The sequence below is a fragment of the Janthinobacterium sp. YR213 genome (genome assembly GCF_900099875.1).
GTDB classification, from domain to species: domain Bacteria; phylum Pseudomonadota; class Gammaproteobacteria; order Burkholderiales; family Burkholderiaceae_D; genus Janthinobacterium; species Janthinobacterium lividum.
Genome location: NZ_FNDA01000002.1, coordinates 759,388 through 775,574 on the forward strand (window position 1 = coordinate 759,388; position 16,187 = coordinate 775,574).

Annotated in this window: 11 protein-coding genes; 6 read left to right on the forward strand and 5 right to left on the reverse strand. The window is 66.0% G+C overall.

What is annotated here, in order from left to right; genetic code table 11:
- Positions 1-9: 9 nt before the first annotated feature.
- The 6 genes from BLT98_RS12625 to BLT98_RS12650 all read left to right on the forward strand — a co-directional run bounded on the left by BLT98_RS12625 (position 10) and on the right by BLT98_RS12650 (position 8,339).
- Positions 10-363, forward strand: coding sequence for an ElaB/YgaM/YqjD family protein (locus BLT98_RS12625; protein ID WP_070254489.1), 354 nt, complete (start codon positions 10-12; stop codon positions 361-363).
- A gap of 233 nt (positions 364-596) precedes the next feature.
- The gene (locus BLT98_RS12630) at positions 597-3,008 is read left to right on the forward strand and encodes a catalase (protein WP_092608166.1); all 2,412 of its coding nucleotides are present in this window, start codon (positions 597-599) and stop codon (positions 3,006-3,008) included.
- A gap of 208 nt (positions 3,009-3,216) precedes the next feature.
- Positions 3,217-4,911 carry an MFS transporter gene (locus BLT98_RS12635; protein ID WP_070254491.1) on the forward strand — a complete coding sequence of 565 codons (1,695 nt, stop codon included), beginning with the start codon at positions 3,217-3,219 and terminating at the stop codon, positions 4,909-4,911.
- Positions 4,898-6,100 (forward strand): HlyD family secretion protein, encoded by a 1,203-nt coding sequence (locus BLT98_RS12640; protein WP_070254492.1) that lies wholly within the window; start codon positions 4,898-4,900, stop codon positions 6,098-6,100. Before BLT98_RS12635 ends, BLT98_RS12640 begins: the two co-directional genes overlap by 14 nt.
- Positions 6,097-7,494 (forward strand): efflux transporter outer membrane subunit, encoded by a 1,398-nt coding sequence (locus tag BLT98_RS12645; RefSeq protein WP_092608172.1) that lies wholly within the window; start codon positions 6,097-6,099, stop codon positions 7,492-7,494. The genes BLT98_RS12640 and BLT98_RS12645 overlap by 4 nt, the downstream gene beginning before the upstream one ends.
- 104 nt (positions 7,495-7,598) lie before the next feature.
- Positions 7,599-8,339, forward strand: a complete 741-nt coding sequence (locus BLT98_RS12650; RefSeq protein ID WP_092608175.1) for a tetratricopeptide repeat protein — start codon at positions 7,599-7,601, stop codon at positions 8,337-8,339.
- A 25-nt stretch (positions 8,340-8,364) separates the two neighbouring features.
- Here BLT98_RS12650 and BLT98_RS12655 read toward each other — a convergent pair whose 3' ends face one another.
- The 5 genes from BLT98_RS12655 to BLT98_RS12675 form a co-directional block, all read right to left on the reverse strand.
- Positions 8,365-9,342: a hypothetical protein gene (locus tag BLT98_RS12655; protein WP_092608179.1), complete on the reverse strand. Its 978-nt coding sequence runs from the start codon at positions 9,340-9,342 to the stop codon at positions 8,365-8,367.
- A 131-nt stretch (positions 9,343-9,473) separates the two neighbouring features.
- Positions 9,474-12,590 (reverse strand): efflux RND transporter permease subunit, encoded by a 3,117-nt coding sequence (locus tag BLT98_RS12660; RefSeq protein WP_092608182.1) that lies wholly within the window; start codon positions 12,588-12,590, stop codon positions 9,474-9,476.
- 9 nt (positions 12,591-12,599) lie between these two features.
- Entirely contained in the window at positions 12,600-13,775 is a 1,176-nt protein-coding gene (locus BLT98_RS12665) for an efflux RND transporter periplasmic adaptor subunit (RefSeq protein WP_034786507.1), read from the reverse strand.
- Positions 13,776-13,788: 13 nt separating this feature from the next.
- Positions 13,789-15,222, reverse strand: coding sequence for an efflux transporter outer membrane subunit (locus tag BLT98_RS12670; RefSeq protein WP_244517472.1), 1,434 nt, complete (start codon positions 15,220-15,222; stop codon positions 13,789-13,791).
- Positions 15,219-15,947 (reverse strand): CerR family C-terminal domain-containing protein, encoded by a 729-nt coding sequence (locus BLT98_RS12675; protein ID WP_034786509.1) that lies wholly within the window; start codon positions 15,945-15,947, stop codon positions 15,219-15,221. The genes BLT98_RS12670 and BLT98_RS12675 overlap by 4 nt, the downstream gene beginning before the upstream one ends.
- Positions 15,948-16,187: the final 240 nt, after the last annotated feature.

Genomic DNA, 16,187 nt, shown 5'->3' on the forward strand with positions numbered 1-16,187 from the left:
GAAACCATCATGAACGCGATTGAAAAAACCAGCTCCGATTTGAACGGCACCGTCCAGGATACCCGCCAGGATTTGCACCGCACCATCGACAAGGTGGCAAGCCAGGCCCAGCCTCTGGCCGACAAGGTGGCCACGCGCGCCCATGACGGCGTGGACCAGGTGGGCGACCGCATCGGCCAGGTCAGCGACACCGTCAACAAGGCTTCCGAAACCTTGATGGCGCGCGGCAAGCAATTGGGCGCCGCCTGCCAGCGCGCTGGCGAGACGGGCCGCGATTATGTGCGCGAGCGTCCGGCCGTGTCCTTGCTGATTGCGGCGGCAGCCGGTTATGGCCTGTCGAAACTGCTGGGTTCGCGTAAATAACTGTACGCAGCCAGGCAAGGTCGTTGTCGTGGGCGCTGGCCCGGTCTGCGGGCCGTGTCAGCGCCCACGCGCACAAGGTAGCAGCAGGCGGTAAAGGAGAGTGATGATGCGCTCCATTTTGTTGTGGTTGATCGGCATACCTATTCCCATCATTATTTTGATTGCCCTGTTCGTGCGCTGAATGAGGGAGTTGTAGCGTTACTTCCCGGGGCAAATTACTCACAGGAGATGTAATGGCTAGCAACAAGAAAACGCCGTCCACGGACGGTGCGGGTTCCGTATTGAGCAGCATGTCCGGCCCATCCGACAGCAATGCGCCGCACAGCCTGGGCGCGGACAACGACGTGGCCCGCGCGCTGCTGCAAAAGACGGCCGCCGGCCAGCAGCTGGCCGCCGCCATGGCCGTCAATCCCAAGGAGGATGGCCAGTATGGCGAGGCGGCGCGCACGCCGGTCGAAGGCGTGCATGTGGCGAGCGGCGAAGCGCTGGCCACGGCCAGCACCACGGGCGAAACGCTATCTTCTCCGAAGACGGGTGACGGCCAGCCCGCGCTGGGCGGGAATGCGCTGAATAGCTCGCTGGATGGCGCCCGTAGCGACGATAGCGGCTGCGTGCTGACGACCAACCAGGGCGTGCCCGTGGGTGACAACCAGAACTCGCTGAAGGCGGGCTTGCGCGGCCCCACCCTGATGGAAGATTTCATCCTGCGTGAAAAGCTCACGCATTTCGACCATGAGCGCATCCCCGAGCGCGTCGTGCATGCGCGCGGTTCGGCCGCCCACGGTTACTTCGAATGCTACAAGGAGCAAAGCAAGCATACGCGCGCCAGGCTGTTCGCCAAGGCGGGCAAGCGCACGCCCGTCTTCGTGCGCTTTTCCACGGTGGCCGGCGAACGCGGTTCGACCGATACGGCGCGCGACGTGCGCGGCTTTGCCGTGAAGTTCTATACGGATGAAGGCAACTGGGATTTGGTCGGCAATAACATCCCCGTCTTCTTCATCCAGGATGCGATGAAATTCCCCGACCTCGTGCATGCGGTCAAGCCCGAACCGCACAATGGCATGCCGCAGGCGGCCAGCGCGCACGACACCTTCTGGGATTTCGCCTCGCTGTCGCCGGAAATCACCCACATGCTGATGTGGGCCATGTCGGACCGCGCCATCCCGCGCAGTTACCGGATGATGCAGGGCTTCGGCGTGCATACCTTCCGCCTCGTGAATGCCAAGGGGCAGTCCGTGTTCTGCAAATTCCACTGGTCGCCGATGGCCGGCACGCACTCGCTCGTGTGGGACGAAGCCGTCAAGATCAGCGGCGCCGATTCCGACTTCCACCGGCGCGACCTGTGGGAAGCCATCGAGTGCGGCGAGTATCCCGAATACGAGTTGTCCTTCCAGGTCTTCACGGAAGCGCAGGCGGAAGCGTTCCCCTTCGACGTGCTCGATCCGACCAAGCTGATTCCCGAAGAACTTGTCCCTCTTGTCCCCGTCGGAAAAATGGTCTTGAACCGCAACCCGGACAATTTTTTCGCCGAGACGGAGCAGGTGGCGTTCTGCACGGCGCACATCGTGCCCGGCATCGATTTCTCCAACGACCCGCTGCTGCAGGGACGCATCCATTCCTATGTCGATACCCAGCTGACGCGCCTGGGCGGCGCCAACTTCCATGAAATCCCCATCAATGCGCCGCTGGCGCCCGTGCACAACAACCAGCGCGACGGCATCCACCGCCAGGCCATCAACCGGGGCCGGGTCGCGTACGAGCCGAACTCGCTGGCGGGCGGCTGCCCGTTCCAGGCGGGCGCGAAGGGTTTCAACAGTTTTCCCGCTTCCGCCGAAGGCGACAAGGTGCGCGGCAAGCCCGAGAAATTCGCCGAGCATTATGGCCAGGCGCGCCTGTTCTGGATCAGCCAGACGCCGGTGGAACAAGACCATATCGTGCATGCGTTCCGCTTTGAGCTGAGCAAGGTGCAGACGGTGGCGATCCGCCAGCGCATCGTCGCCATGCTGCGCAATGTCGATGAGACCCTGGCGCAGCGCCTGGCCGATGGCCTGGGCCTGGCGCTGCCGCCCGTCATGCCGCGCGCCTCGCTGGAGCCGCTGCCGGCATATCCGCCATCGCCAGCCCTGTCGCTCTTTTTCCGTCCCGGCAAGACGGGTATCCATACCTTGCGCGTGGCCATCCTGGTGGGGCCGGGCAGCGATGGCGCGCAAGTGCGCAATATCTATGCCTCGCTGCTGGCCGATGGCGCCGTGCCGCGCCTGGTGGGCAGCCACCTGGGCAAAGTCGACACCAGCGGCGGCGCGCCGCTCGACGTGGAAATCTCGCTCGAGGCGGGACCGTCCGTGCTGTTCGACGCCGTGGTGCTTCCCGACGGCCAGGGCGCCGTGCAGCAGCTGGGCAGCGACGCCAACGCGCTCGACTTCCTGCGCCTGCAATACCGTCACTGCAAGCCGATGCTGGCCAGCGGCGCCGGCAAGGACTTGCTGGACAAGGCTGGCGTACCGGCGACCCTGCCCGATGGCAATCCGGATCCCGCCATCATCGTCGCGCCTTCCGGCGACGTGGTGAAAGCCGTGGCGGCCTTTAAAAAGGCGCTGGCCGCGCACCGGGCGTTTGCGCGCGAGACGGATCCGCCGAGGGTGTGAGTGGCGGCATCAGCATGGGGGCCGGATCCGCCGGCCCCGATGCATACGCTGTTTGAGCGGCATGCGCAACGCCATGCAACAATGTAAACAATAAAAACGTCCTGCGGTGATATGCTGCTGACTAGAACTGTTCATTTGCAACTATTTGCTTGAAGGAAGCAGAACAGCAGCAAGGAACGGCTTCAGCAAACCGGATCGCGATTACTGCATGGACAAGTACACACCTCGCACCTGGGGGCCGGGCGAACGCCCGACCTTGCCCGGGTCGCCATCGATGCCCGAACATTCGACGCCCAAGCGTGTCGCGTATTTCATCGTCGGCCTGATCGTCGCGCTGACGGGGGGACTGGGCAACGGCCTGGTGACGGCCAATTTGCTGAACCTGCAAGGTTCGCTGGCTGCCTATGCCTACCAGATGCAGTGGCTGCCGGCTGCCTACGTGATGACCATCGTTTCCATGAATCTTCTGCTGGTGAAGTTCCGCCAGCAGTTCGGCCTGCGCCTGTTCACGGAAGCGTTCCTGGTGTTGTATGCGCTCGTCACCTTCGCCCACTTGTATGCGAATACCTTGCCGTCCGCGATCGCCGTGCGCGCCGCGCATGGCATGGTGGGCGGCGCGCTGGGCGTGCTGGGGCTGTACTACACCCTGCAGGCATTTCCCGCGCGGCACCGCCTGAAGGGCGTGGTGCTGGGCCTCGGTTTTGCCCAGCTGGCGCTGCCCCTGGCGCGCATCTTCACTTCCGAACTGCTGCAGATCGGCGAATGGCATGGCCTGTACCTGTTCGAACTGGGACTGGCCCTGCTGGCGCTGGGCTGCGTGCTGGCCCTGAAACTGCCGCCCGGCGACAGGGTGCAGACGTTCGAGCCGCTCGATTTCCTCACCTTCATCCTGTTCGCGCCCGGCGTGGCCCTGCTGTGCGCCGTGCTGGCGCAGGGGCGCACAGCGTGGTGGATGGAATCCGAGTGGGTGGGCGTGTGCCTGGCATGCTCGATCGTGCTGATCGCCGCCTCGCTGGCCATCGAGCATAACCGCGCGCGCCCGCTGCTTAACACGCGCTGGCTCACCACGGGCAAGATCGCCAAGCTGTTTTTATCCGTGCTGCTGTTTCGCATCGTGCTGTCCGAATCGACGGGCGCCGTCGGCTTCCTGCAGGCGCTGGGCTTGAACACGGACCAGATGCAAAACCTGTTCGTCGTGGTGCTCCTGGGCAGCGTGGCGGGCCTGGTGGTCAGCGCGCTGACGATCAATCCGGCGACGTTGAACCGCTCGCTGATGTTCGCGCTGCTGCTGATCGCTGCAGGTGCCCTGATCGACGCGCATGCCACCAGCCAGACGCGCCCCGTCAACATGTATGTCAGCCAGTTCCTGCTGGCCTTTGGCGGCACGTATTTCCTCGGTCCCACCATGGTGGCCGGCATGGGCGCCGTCATCGCCGAACCGCGCAACCTGGTGAGTTTTTCCGTGATGTTTACCATGACGCAGAACCTGGGCGGCCTGCTTGGTGCTGCCATCGTCGGCACCATCCAGACGGCGCGTGAAAAATACCATTCCAGCTACCTGGTCGAGCACCTCACCATGCTTGACCCGCAAGTGGCCGCGCGCGTGCAGTCCGGAGCCGCAAGCTATGGCGGCGTGCTGACGGACCCTGCCTTGCGCAGCGCCCAGGGCGTGGCGCGCCTGGGCGCCATCGCCACGCGCGAAGCCAATGTGCTGGCCTATAACGATGTTTTTTTGATGATCGCCGGCGTCGCCATCGCCACCCTGATCTGGATGCTGGTCAGCCAGTCCTGGACCCGCATCACCACCGGCGCGCGTCGCCTGGTCGGCCCCGTGCGCGATGCGCAGACGGCCATGGCCATCGTCCCCATTACCAATTCGGAACCGAGCAATGACAGAAAATAACACCACGCCGCCAGTACCAACACCAGCACCCGCTGCGCCACCTGCCCCGGCGCCCGCTGCAAGCAGCACGCCGCCGCAGCCGGACCGGCGTCACCAGTGGCTGTCCGCGCTGGCCTTTGCCGCCGTGGCCCTGGTGGGCGTGCTGATCGTGCTGTATGCGTGGCGGCTGCCGCCGTTCACCAGCCCCATCGTGACGACGGAAAACGCCACCGTGCGGGGCCAGGTGACCATCATCGGCACGCAGCTGTCGGGCTATGTGGTGGAAGTGACGGTGCAGGACTTCATGGACGTCAAGGAAGGCCAGCTGCTGGTGCGCATCGACGACCGCATCTACCAGCAGCGCTACGAACAGGCACAGGCCCAGCTGGCCGCGCAGCAGGCGGCGCTGTCGAACTGGGCGCAGCAAAAGGCCAGCGCGCAAGCGGGCATTTCCGTCAGCGAGGCCGTGATGGCCAATGCGGAAGCGCAGGCGCGCAAGGCCAGCGCCGATCTGAATCGCGTGGAGCAGCTGGTGGCAGACGGTTCCCTGTCGCAGCGCGAACACGACCAGTCGCGCGCCGCGCAGGCGCAGATGGCGGCGGCGCTGGCGCAGGCGCGCGCCAATCTCGACATCGCCCAGCAAAGCGTGCACAGTGTGGTGGTCAACAAGCAGGCGCTGGAAGCGGCCGTGGCGAATGCGCAGGCGGCCGTCAAGGCGGCGAAGATCGACCTTGATAACACGCGCATCGTGGCGCCATCCGACGGCCAGCTGGGCCAGGTGACGGTGCGCCAGGGCGCGTACGTGAACTCCGGTGCGCAGCTGATGGCGCTGGTGCCGCGCCAGATGTGGGTGATTGCCAATTTCAAGGAAACGCAGATGAATGGCGTGCAGGAAGGGCAGAGCGCCACCTTCCACGTCGACGCGCTCGATGGCGCCGTGCTGACGGGCCAGGTGGAACGGATCTCGCCGGCCACCGGCTCCGAGTTTTCCGTGCTGCCGGCCGATAATGCGACGGGCAACTACCTCAAAATCGCCCAGCGCATTCCCGTGCGCATCCGCATCGATGCGGGCCAGGCGAATGCGCGCCGCCTGGTGCCGGGCATGTCGGTGGTGGTCAGCGTCGACACGTCGGCCGTGCTGAACGACTCGGCGGACAATCCCGCGCCACCGCCTGCACCGAAAAAGGCGACCGCGAAGGCCAAGCCATGAGGCGCCGCCTCCTGCTGATTGCCGGCGTGCTGGCGCTGGCGGGCTGCGCCGCCAACGCGCCACCGCAGCCCGCATCGGCCCTGCAACTGCCGTCCGGCTGGCGCGCGCAAGGCGAGGGCGGCGCAGCGGCCGCGCATGGCACACAGGTGGAACAGCTGTGGTGGCAGGCGTTCGGCGATCCGGTCTTGAGTGATCTGGTGGGCGAGGCGCTGGCGCGCAATGGCGACTTGCGCGTGGCGCGCGCCCGCGTGCAGGAATACCGCGCGCGCCTGGCGCAGGCCGATGCGAACCGCGCGCCCAGCCTGGCCTTCGATGGCTCGCCGACGCGCACGCGCACCCTGGCGTCGAGCGGCAAGCCGTATGTGACGAACGTCTTCCAGGCCGAACTGCAGGCCAGTTATGAAATCGATGTGTGGGGCCGGCTGGCCAGTCTGAGCGATGCAGCGGGCGAGAGCTACCGCGCCGAACAGGCCAGCCTCGATGCGGCAGCCCTGTCGATCGCCGCCAGCGTGGCGACGAGCTACCTGAACTTGCGGGGCCTCGACGCGCAGCTGGCGTTGACGCAATCGACCCTGCAGCTGCGCGAACAGTCGCGCGAGCTGGCGCGCAAGCAGTTTGAGGTGGGCTACAGTTCGCGTCTGGAATGGCTGCAGGCGCAATCGGAATACCATGCGGCGGCCGAGCAGGTGCCGCAGCTGCAGCGGCAGATCTTCGAACAGGAAAACGCGCTGGCCGTCCTCGTCGGCGGCAATCCCGGTCCCATCGCGCGCGGCTTGCCGCTGGCCGAGCTGGCGGCGCCTGGCGTGCCTGCCGGCTTGCCTTCCGAATTGCTGCGCCGGCGGCCCGACATCGCGCGCGCGGAACACAACCTGGCGGCAGCCAACGCCAGCCTGGCCGCCACGCGCGATCAGCTGCTGCCCTCGTTCAAGCTGACGGCCGTTGGCGGCGGGCAAGCCACAACCCTCACCGATTTCCTGCATGCGCCCACCGCCCTGTGGCGGCTGACGGCGCTGGCGGCCGGCCCCCTGTTCGATGGCGGCAGGGTGCAGGCGCAGACGGATGCGGCCGGTGCGCAGCGCGACCAGCTCGTGTACGCGTATGAAAACGTGGTGCGCAACGCCTTCGCCGAAACGGAGAACAGCCTGGGCGCCATCTACCGCCTGCGGCAGCAAGCAGTGGAAAACGAGGCGCGCCGCGCCACCGCGGCCGATACCCTGCGCATCGCGCACAACCGCTACCGCAATGGCTACGCCTCGTACCTGGAAGAACTCGACGCCCAGCGCACGCTGTACAGTGCCGACGTGGGGCTGCTGCAACTGAAGACGCGCGTCCTCGTCGCCTCGGTCGACCTGTACCGGGCCATGGGCGGCGGCTGGTCCGCCAAGACGGAATAGGCGCGCGTGCACGGCGCGGTCGTTTGCCGTGGCCAGTGTAATATTCTGACCGGGGAAAGCGGCGGCATGGTGCCAGCTGCTCCCGTCACGAACGAGGTCGCAGCATGACGATTTTTGGCATAGGCATCCACATCCTGATCGCGGTATTTTTTGCGGTTCACGTGGTGCGCAACGGGCAGCAGCTGTACTGGCTGCTCATTTTATTCATGTTCCCGCTGCTGGGCAGCGTGGTGTATTTCTTCGCCATCTACCTGCCCAATTCGCGCCTGCCGCAAGGCGCGCGCAAGGTCGCTTCGGTGGCCGTGCAAGTGCTCGATCCGAACCGCGAACTGCGCGAGGCGAGAGCCGCTTTCGAGTACACGCCGACGGCGCAAAACCAGATGCGCCTGGCCAGCGCGCTGCTTGAAGCGGGCGACGCGCAGGAAGCGGCAGCGACCTACGAAGCCTGCCTGCGGGGAGCGTTTTCATCGGACCTGGAAATTCGCCTGGGCGCGGCGCGCGCCTATCTGGAATGCGAACGGGGCCCCGAGGCCTTGACGCACCTGGAATTCATCCGCCGCACGGATATCCATTTCCGTCCCGAGATGGTGTCCCTGCTGACGGCGCGCGCCCTGGCGCAAAGCGGGCGCCAGGTGGAAGCGAAGGCGGAATTCGACGATGCGCTGACGCGCTACAACAGTTTCGAGTGCCGCGCCGAGTGCGCGATCTGGGCGTTGCAGCAGGGCGACAAGGTGTTGTCGGAACGCCTGCTGCTCGATATCGACAGCGCCATGGCCCGCTGGAGCAGCCATACGCGTGCCATGTATGCGCCGCTGCTGGTGCGGCTGGAGGCGGCGCGCAGGTAGCTGGCGTGCGTGGGGTCCGACCCTGTCAAACGCCAGGCACCGTGTTTTTCCCTTCGATTAATTTATATCCCTTGCCATCGAAAGCATAGCGCGCGTGTCCGTTCAGCGGCGTGGCGATGCGCGGCGGATCTTCATCCGGCTTGACCGTGACGCCGGGCTTGATCTTCTCGGAGGCGCCCTTGAAATCGATCAGCAAGTCATCGTAGGCGCCGCCATTGCGCGCGGGGGCGAAGCGCCACTTGCCTTCGACCATCCAGCATTCATCCATGTCCGGCGTGCAGGCGCCCATATTGTCCGAGTACAGGTCCATGCCGCCATCGAGCGCGGTCACCTTGCCGTCGCCGATTTCAAACAGGGCCAGTTGCGTGATGGTATAGCCCTGGCCCGTATAGCCATGGCGGATCGCCAGTCCCGGCTTGTTCGCGCCCAGCATGACCCAGTGGACTTCACCGAGCTGCCCCGATGAACCGAGGGCGGCGATGTTTTCCAGGCGTTTCACGACTTGCCACTGGCCGTCTTCCGGCTGGCCCTTGGGCGCCAGGAAAAACACATTCAACAGTCCCGACGAGGCATGCGCCGATTCCGCCGTGCCTTCCGTGTTGGCCGTTTCCGCATTCGCCACCAGGATGGCGCGGCCATCGGGCAGGAGCTTGTGGCTGACGGCACTGACCACGTAACTGAGTTTGTCGACGTGGTTGTCGGGATCGGGCAGGTCGGCCAGCGCATCCTCGCTGTCGCTGCGGTAGTCCTTGCCGAAGATGGCGCGCATCATGCCCACTTCACGCTCGCGCGCCTGCGGCGTGTTCATCGCTTCCGTCCTGGGGGCGGTGGCGGCCGGCGGCGGCACGTGTTCGGCCGATGCTGCATCGTCAGCGGCAGCGGCTGCGGGGACATCGCTTACCACGTCAGCGGCCAGGTCGGCGCTGGCGGGAGCGGTCTTTTCCGAGCAGGCGCCGAGCAGCGCGGATACCAGTAGCAGGACGAGCGGGGTGCGGTAATTCATAGGCAGGGCAGATTGCGTTCATGGAGAATGGGCGCAGTATGCCAGATAGATGGAAGCGAGGGAGCGCGGCCTGGCGGCCGGTCCTTCGCTTCCTTGCCCGCGAGGGGCGATTTTGCAAACAATGGCGACGCCTATTTTTCCAGCGCCACCTTGTCATCGCGCCGCAGCGGCGCCTTCTGGCGGCGCAGTCTGGCCATGCCGCGCTTGAGCAGGTGCTCCAGGTCGTCGATGTAGGTGAACACGGCCGGCACCACCAGCAGGCTCAATAGGGTCGACGTGATCAGACCGCCGATCACGGTAATGGCCATCGGCGAACGGAAGCTGGGGTCGGCGCCCCAGCCCAGCGCCAGCGGCATCATGCCGGCGCCCATGGCAATCGTCGTCATCAGGATGGGGCGGCTGCGCTTGTGGCAGGCATCGACCAGCGCATCAAAGCGGTTCATGCCGGCCTGGCGCGCCAGGATCGCATAGTCGACCAGCAGGATCGAGTTCTTGGTGACGATCCCCATCAGCATGATCAGGCCGATCATCGATGGCATCGACAGGGCGCTGCCCGTGATCAGCAGCGCCACGAAGGCGCCGCCGATCGACAGCGGCAGCGCCGCCAGGATGGTCACCGGCTGCATGAAGTCCTTGAACAGCAATACCAGCACGCAGTAGATGCACAGCACGCCGATCAGCATGGCCAGGCCGAAGCTGGCGAACAGCGAGGCCATCTCCTGCGCGTCGCCCAGTTCTGCGATCTTCACGGATGGCGGCAAATTCTTCATCGATGGCAGCGCGCGCGCTTCCACGTTCAATTCACCGAGGGTGCGCGAACCGAGTTCCACGTCGAGGGTCACGTTGCGGCTGCGATTCAAGCGGTCGATCTGCGCCGGGCCGCTTTCCATCGTGACGCTGGCCACGTTCGCGAGGCGCACGGGGCCATTCTTGCCGGGCACCGTCAGGCGCTCGATGGCGGCCAGGTCGGCGCGCACGCTGTTGGGCAGCTTGACGCGGATAGGTACTTGCCGCTCCGGCAGGTTCATTTTCGTCAGGTCCGTGTCGTAGTCGCCGGCCGTGGCCACGCGCACGGTCTCGCCGATGGCTGCGGCCGTCACGCCCAGGTCCGCCGCCTTGGCGAAATCGGGACGCACGATGATTTCCGGGCGCACCAGCGAGGCGCTGGAATTGACGTTGCCGATGCCTTTCAGGCCGCGCAGTTCGCGCTCGACCTTTTGCGCCGCCGCCATCAGCGCCACCGGGTCTTCCGAGCGCAGCACCAGCTGCATCTTGACGCCCGTGTCGGGCGGCCCCACCGTGAAGCGGGCGCCGGGGATCGTATCGAGCTTGTGGCGCAGCTGCGTTTCCAGGTCCGCCATCGATTCCTTGCGCTCCGTGCGGTGCACGGTGGTCAGGGTCAGCACGGCGCGGCGCGCTTCGGCCGCCGCGCCGGGGGCGAAGGCGTCGCCGCTCGAGCCGCCGCCTATCGAACTGAAGACGCCCTTGACGCCCGGCGTGCGCATGGCCGCGTCGCGCGCCATGGCCGCCACGGCCTGCGTTTCGCCCAGGGTGGAGCCGGGCGGCAGCTCCAGGTTGATCTGCGTCTGCGCGCGGTCGGCGGCCGGCACGAAACCGGTCGGCAGCAGCGGCACGAGCGCGATGGCGCCGACAAAGAACAGGGCCGCGGCGATGGCCGTGATGCCGCGGTGGTTCAGGCACCAGCGCATGACCGTCAGATAGCGCGTCATCAGCCAGCCATCCTGCTCTTCCTTGTGCGGCAGCGGTTTCAATATGTAGGCTGCCATCATCGGTGTGAGCAGACGCGCCACCACCAAGGATGCGAGCACGGCCAGCACGGCCGTCCAGCCGAACTGCTTGAAGAACAGGCCGGGAATGCCGCTCATGAAGGCCGTCGGCAGGAATACTGCCACCAGCGCGAAGGTGGTGGCGATCACCGCCATGCCGATCTCGTCGGCCGCTTCCATGGCCGCTTCCATGGGCGACTTGCCCATGCGCAGATGGCGCTCGATGTTTTCGATTTCCACGATGGCGTCGTCGACCAGCACGCCGACGACCAGAGCCAGCGACAGCAGGGTGACGGTATTGAGCGTGTAGCCGAACCAGTAGATGCCGAGGAAAGCCGGCATCACGGACAGGGGCAGGGCGGCGGCGGCGACCAGGGTGGCGCGCCAGTCGCGCAGGAACCACCACACCACCAGCACGGCCAGCAGCGCGCCTTCGTACAGCAGCTCCATCGAGCCGTCGAAGTTTTCCTCGACGGGGAAGGCATTGTCGATCGACTGCTGCAGCACCACGTTGGGGTTTTCCTTCTGCAGGTCGGCGATGGCGTCGCGCGCGCCCTTGGCGACGGCCACTTCACTGGCGCCCTTGGTGCGGAACACCTCAAAGGCGACGACCGTCTTGCCATCCTGCTCGGCCAGCGCGCGCGGTTCGGCGACCGTGTCGCGCACGGTGGCCACCTGGTCCAGGCGCACATGGCGGCCGTCCGGCAGCGGCACTTCCACGCGCGACAGTTCATCGGCCGTTTTCACGGTGGCGATGGTGCGCACCGACTGCTCGGCGCCGCTGATGTCGCCCCGGCCGCCAGGCGCTTCGCGCTGCACCAGGCGCAACTGGCGCGAGACGTCGAGGGCGGAGACTTTCAATGCCGCCATGCGCGCTTCGTCGAGTTCCACCTGGATCTCGCGATAGACGCCGCCCACGCGGGTGACGGCGCCCACGCCGGGCACGGTCAGGAGGCGCTTGGCCACCGTGTTGTCGACGAACCAGGACAGGTCGGGAGAGTCGAGCGGGTTGTCGACGCCTGGCTTCGCCGTGGCGATAAAGGTCAGCACCACGCGCCCGGCCGTGGACGCCTTGGTGACGGTGGGGTCGCGCAGCTCGGCCGGCATGTCCGCCTTGACCCGCGCGACGGCATCGCGCACATCGTTGACGGCTTCGGAGATCTGCTTTTCCAGGATGAATTCGACGGTGACCGTGACGACGCCATCGAGCACCTTGGTGTAGATGTTTTTCACGCCTTGCAGGGTGGCGACGGAGTCTTCGATCTTGCGCGCCACTTCCGTTTCCAGCTGCGCCGGCGCGGCGCCGGGCAGCACCGCGCTGACGGTGACGATGGGCAGTTCGATGTCGGGGAAATCCTGCACCGGATTGGCCTTGTAAGCCAGCAGACCGGCCAGGGTCAGCAGCGCGAACAGCATGATGGCCGGGATCGGATTCTTGATCGAGAGGGAGGAAAAATTCATGGCCTCTCCTTACTTTTTCGCTGCGGCCGGCTTGGCTGCTGCTGCTACCGGGGTTGCTACCGGGTTTTGAACATTGCGTACCAGGTCGCCGTCATTGAGGAAGCCTGCGCCGCTGACGACGATGGTGGTGTCGGCCGTGATGCCGCCTAAAATCTCGATGCGGTCGCTCAGGCGCCGTCCGGCCTGCACCTTGATCTGGCTGACCCGCTGGTCGGCATTCAGGCGGAAGACATAACTGAAACCATCGCGCACGGCGATCGCCTGCTGCGGCACCGTCAGCGCGCCCGAGTTACCCAGTTCGAATTCGCCGCTGGCGTACATGCCGGCCTTGAACGGCGCATTGTTGCCGGCGCTGGCCGGCAGGTCGACATACACGAGGGCGGAACGCGTCTGCGGATCGACGGTAGGGGCGATCATGCGCACCTTGCCCGTCAAAACGCTGCCGTTGGCCGCCTTCACCTGCGCCAGGGTGCCCGGTTTCAGGCTCATGAGCTCGGTGGCCGTCACTTCGGCGCGCCATTCGAGGCGGCCCTGGCGGATCATGCGGAACAGTTCCGTACCGGCACCGACGACGGAACCGACGGTGGCCGAGCGCGAGGAAATGATGCCGCTGTCGGGCGCCAGCACCTGCGTGTATTTCAGGCGCAGCTGCTGCGACGCCAGTTGCGCCTTGGCGGACGCGATGCGCGCGTTGGCCGTCTGTTCGGCCGTCAGGTACTGGCTGATCTGCTGCGCGCTGATGGCGCCCGTGCTTTGCAGCGAGCGGGCGCGCTGCGCGTTGGCGGCCGCTTCCGCCGCATTCGCTTCCGCTTCCAGCACTGCGGCCTTCGCCTGCGCCACGTCGGCGTTCACCGTGTCGTTCGAGAACACGGCCAGTACCTGGCCGGCGCGCACGACGTCGCCGACATTCACGCGCACCTCGGTGAGGCGCAAGCCGTTCGATTCGCTGCCGATGACGGCTTCCTGCCAGGCGGCCACGTTGCCGTTGGCGTTCAGCTTGATGGGCAGGCTGGCTGTTTGCGGCTTGGCCGTGGTGACGGTGAGCGCCGGCTTTTGCGCCGCGTTTTTATCCTTGGCGTCGTCGGCCGCCGTGGAGGAAGGGGAGTACAGGGCCACGCCGGCGCCCAGCACAACGCAAAGGGCGGCCAGGGCGAGAGCCATCGGTTTCAGGGTCATTTTTTTCATGTTGTCGTATCCGTCAGGGGGCATTGTTGGCGATGGCGCTGCTGCTGCTGCTGCTGCTGCTGCTGCTCCAGCCGCCGCCGGCGGCGCGGTACAGCGCCACCCAGGCGACGCTGCGTTCGCGCTCGAGGTTGACCACCGTGTTTTCGGCGGCCAGGCGCGTGCGGCGCGCGTCTTCCAGTTCGATCAGGCTGGCCAGGCCATTCTTGTAGCGGTCCTCGGTGGCGACAAACGACACGCGGTAGCCTTCCAGGGCCGTTTTCGCATGGCCGCTGCGCGCGTCCGTGCTGGCCAGGTTGACCAATGCCTCTTCCACTTCGCGCACGGCCTGGCGCACGCCGGCGCGGTATTTCACGACGGCTTCGTCGTAGCGCGCCGTGGCCGCATCGACCTGGGCGCGGCGGGTGCCGCCGTCGAAGATGGGCAGGCTGACGGCCAGCGGGCCGATGCTCCAGGTACTGGCCGTGATGCTGGTGCCGCCGGCGCGGATATTGCCCTTGCCGATGGAGCCGGCCAGACTCAGGCGAGGGTAGCGCTGCGCCTGCGCGCCGCGCACTTCGAAGCTGGCGGCAGCCACTTCGCGTTCGGCGCTGTAGATGTCGGGACGCTGGCCCAGGGTTTGCGCCGGCAGTTGCGCAATCGCCACGGGCGAGGGCAGGACCGCCGGGCTGGCCGCCAGCTTCTGGCGCAGCGAGTCTTCCGGCATGGCCGACAGGGCCACCAGCGCCTTGATATTCACGTCGCAGGCGGCGCGCTGTTCGATGGCGCGGCTGGCGCCTTCGGCGGCGCTGGCACGGGCCAGGGCGGCATTGGCGGGCGGCTGGAAGCCGGCGCCGGCACTCAGTTCCGTCAGGCGCGCCGAGTCGCGTCGCGAGACGGCATCCTGTTCGGCCACGGCCTGCAATTGCTGGCAGGCGCGCAAGGCGTAGTATTGGTTTGCCACTTCGGCGGCGACCGAGACGCGGGCTTCATGCCAGCCGGCGCGGGCGCTGTCGTAGCGTTCTTGCGCCGCATCGCGCGTGGCGCGCCTGGCCCCAAACACATCGATTTCCCACGACGCCTGCAAGGCCGCCTGCGAGGTGGTGCCGCTGGGCTGCGCCGATTGCTGGCTGGTGCGCACCACGCTGCCTGTCGCATCGAGCGTGGGCGCCAGCGCGGCGCCGCCGGCGATGCGGTCCGCGCGCGCCTGCACGATGCGCGTGCCGGCGGCGGCGATGGTCGGGCTGACCTGTTGCGCCTCGGTGATCAATTCCACCAGCAGGCTGTCGCCCTGGCCCTGCCACCAGCTGGCCAGGTCCGTCAGCTTGCCGTTATGCGGCAGCGGCGCCTGCCACTGCGCGGGTGCGCTGGCGGCCACCGCTGCGGGCGGTCCCTGCAGGGCGCAACCGCCCAGCGCCAGCGCGATGCTGGCGGCCAGGACGCGTTGAACGGTGCATCGAATAGTCGTCATGCTTGTCCTTCTGCTTGTTGTTGAGCGGTAGGGTGGGAGGGAGGAATGGCCAGGCGCCGGCGCTCCACGTCGGCCATGGCCAGCGCGTAGTCGGTCATGCGCGCCAGCCAGGTATCGATGGCGTGCGGCGTTTCCATCAGTTGCGGGCGCAAGGTGTGCAGCACCTCGGCGCCGACCATGTGCTGCAGGGCCAGCGAGGCGATGGAAAAGGCCAGCCGGTGCATGTCGTCGCTGTTGTCGGGCGCGCCCAGGTGGCGCGCCAGCACGCGCGTGAGCGCCTCGTGTTCGGCACGGATGTTCTGGTCGACCTCGCGCGCCCACAGGCCCGTCGGTTCGAGCATCTCGCGGCACCACAGGCGCATGCAGTCGCGCGCGATTTCTCCCTGCTGCATGGGGGCGAGCAATTGCGCATAAAAGCCTTCCAGACTTTGGCGCAGGGTGAAATGGGGTTGCTCGTACAGGGCGATATTGTCTTGTGGATTCGATAGTTGATGGGAGAAGGCGGCGCGGTACAGGCCCGCCTTGTCGCCAAAATAGTAGCTGATGGCGGCTGCGTTGGTGCCGGCCGCCTGCGCCAGTTCGCGCGTGGACGTCTTGGCGTAGCCCTGCTCGGCAAACAGGCGGATGGCACTGTGCAGCAGCCGCTCGCGCGACTGTTCGCCATCGGAACGGGGCTTGCGCCCGTCGTCGGCGGGCACGGTATGGGAAATGTTTTTTTCAATCATGTCGGAGATTTAATCATATATCTCAAACGATTGATATAACTAAATCGTTTGATTTAGTTAAGAAAGGATGAAGATGCGTGAAAAACGCAGGCAAAAAAAAGCCCGCGGTTGTATTCGCGGGCGGAATCCAATGTTCGGAGAACGAATTGGAGGAGACAGTTCTACTATAGCGCCGAAAATGGTGCAGTGCAATACCGTAGAACTACTGTATCGGTCTCTTCTGGATGGCAAAAAGTCAGC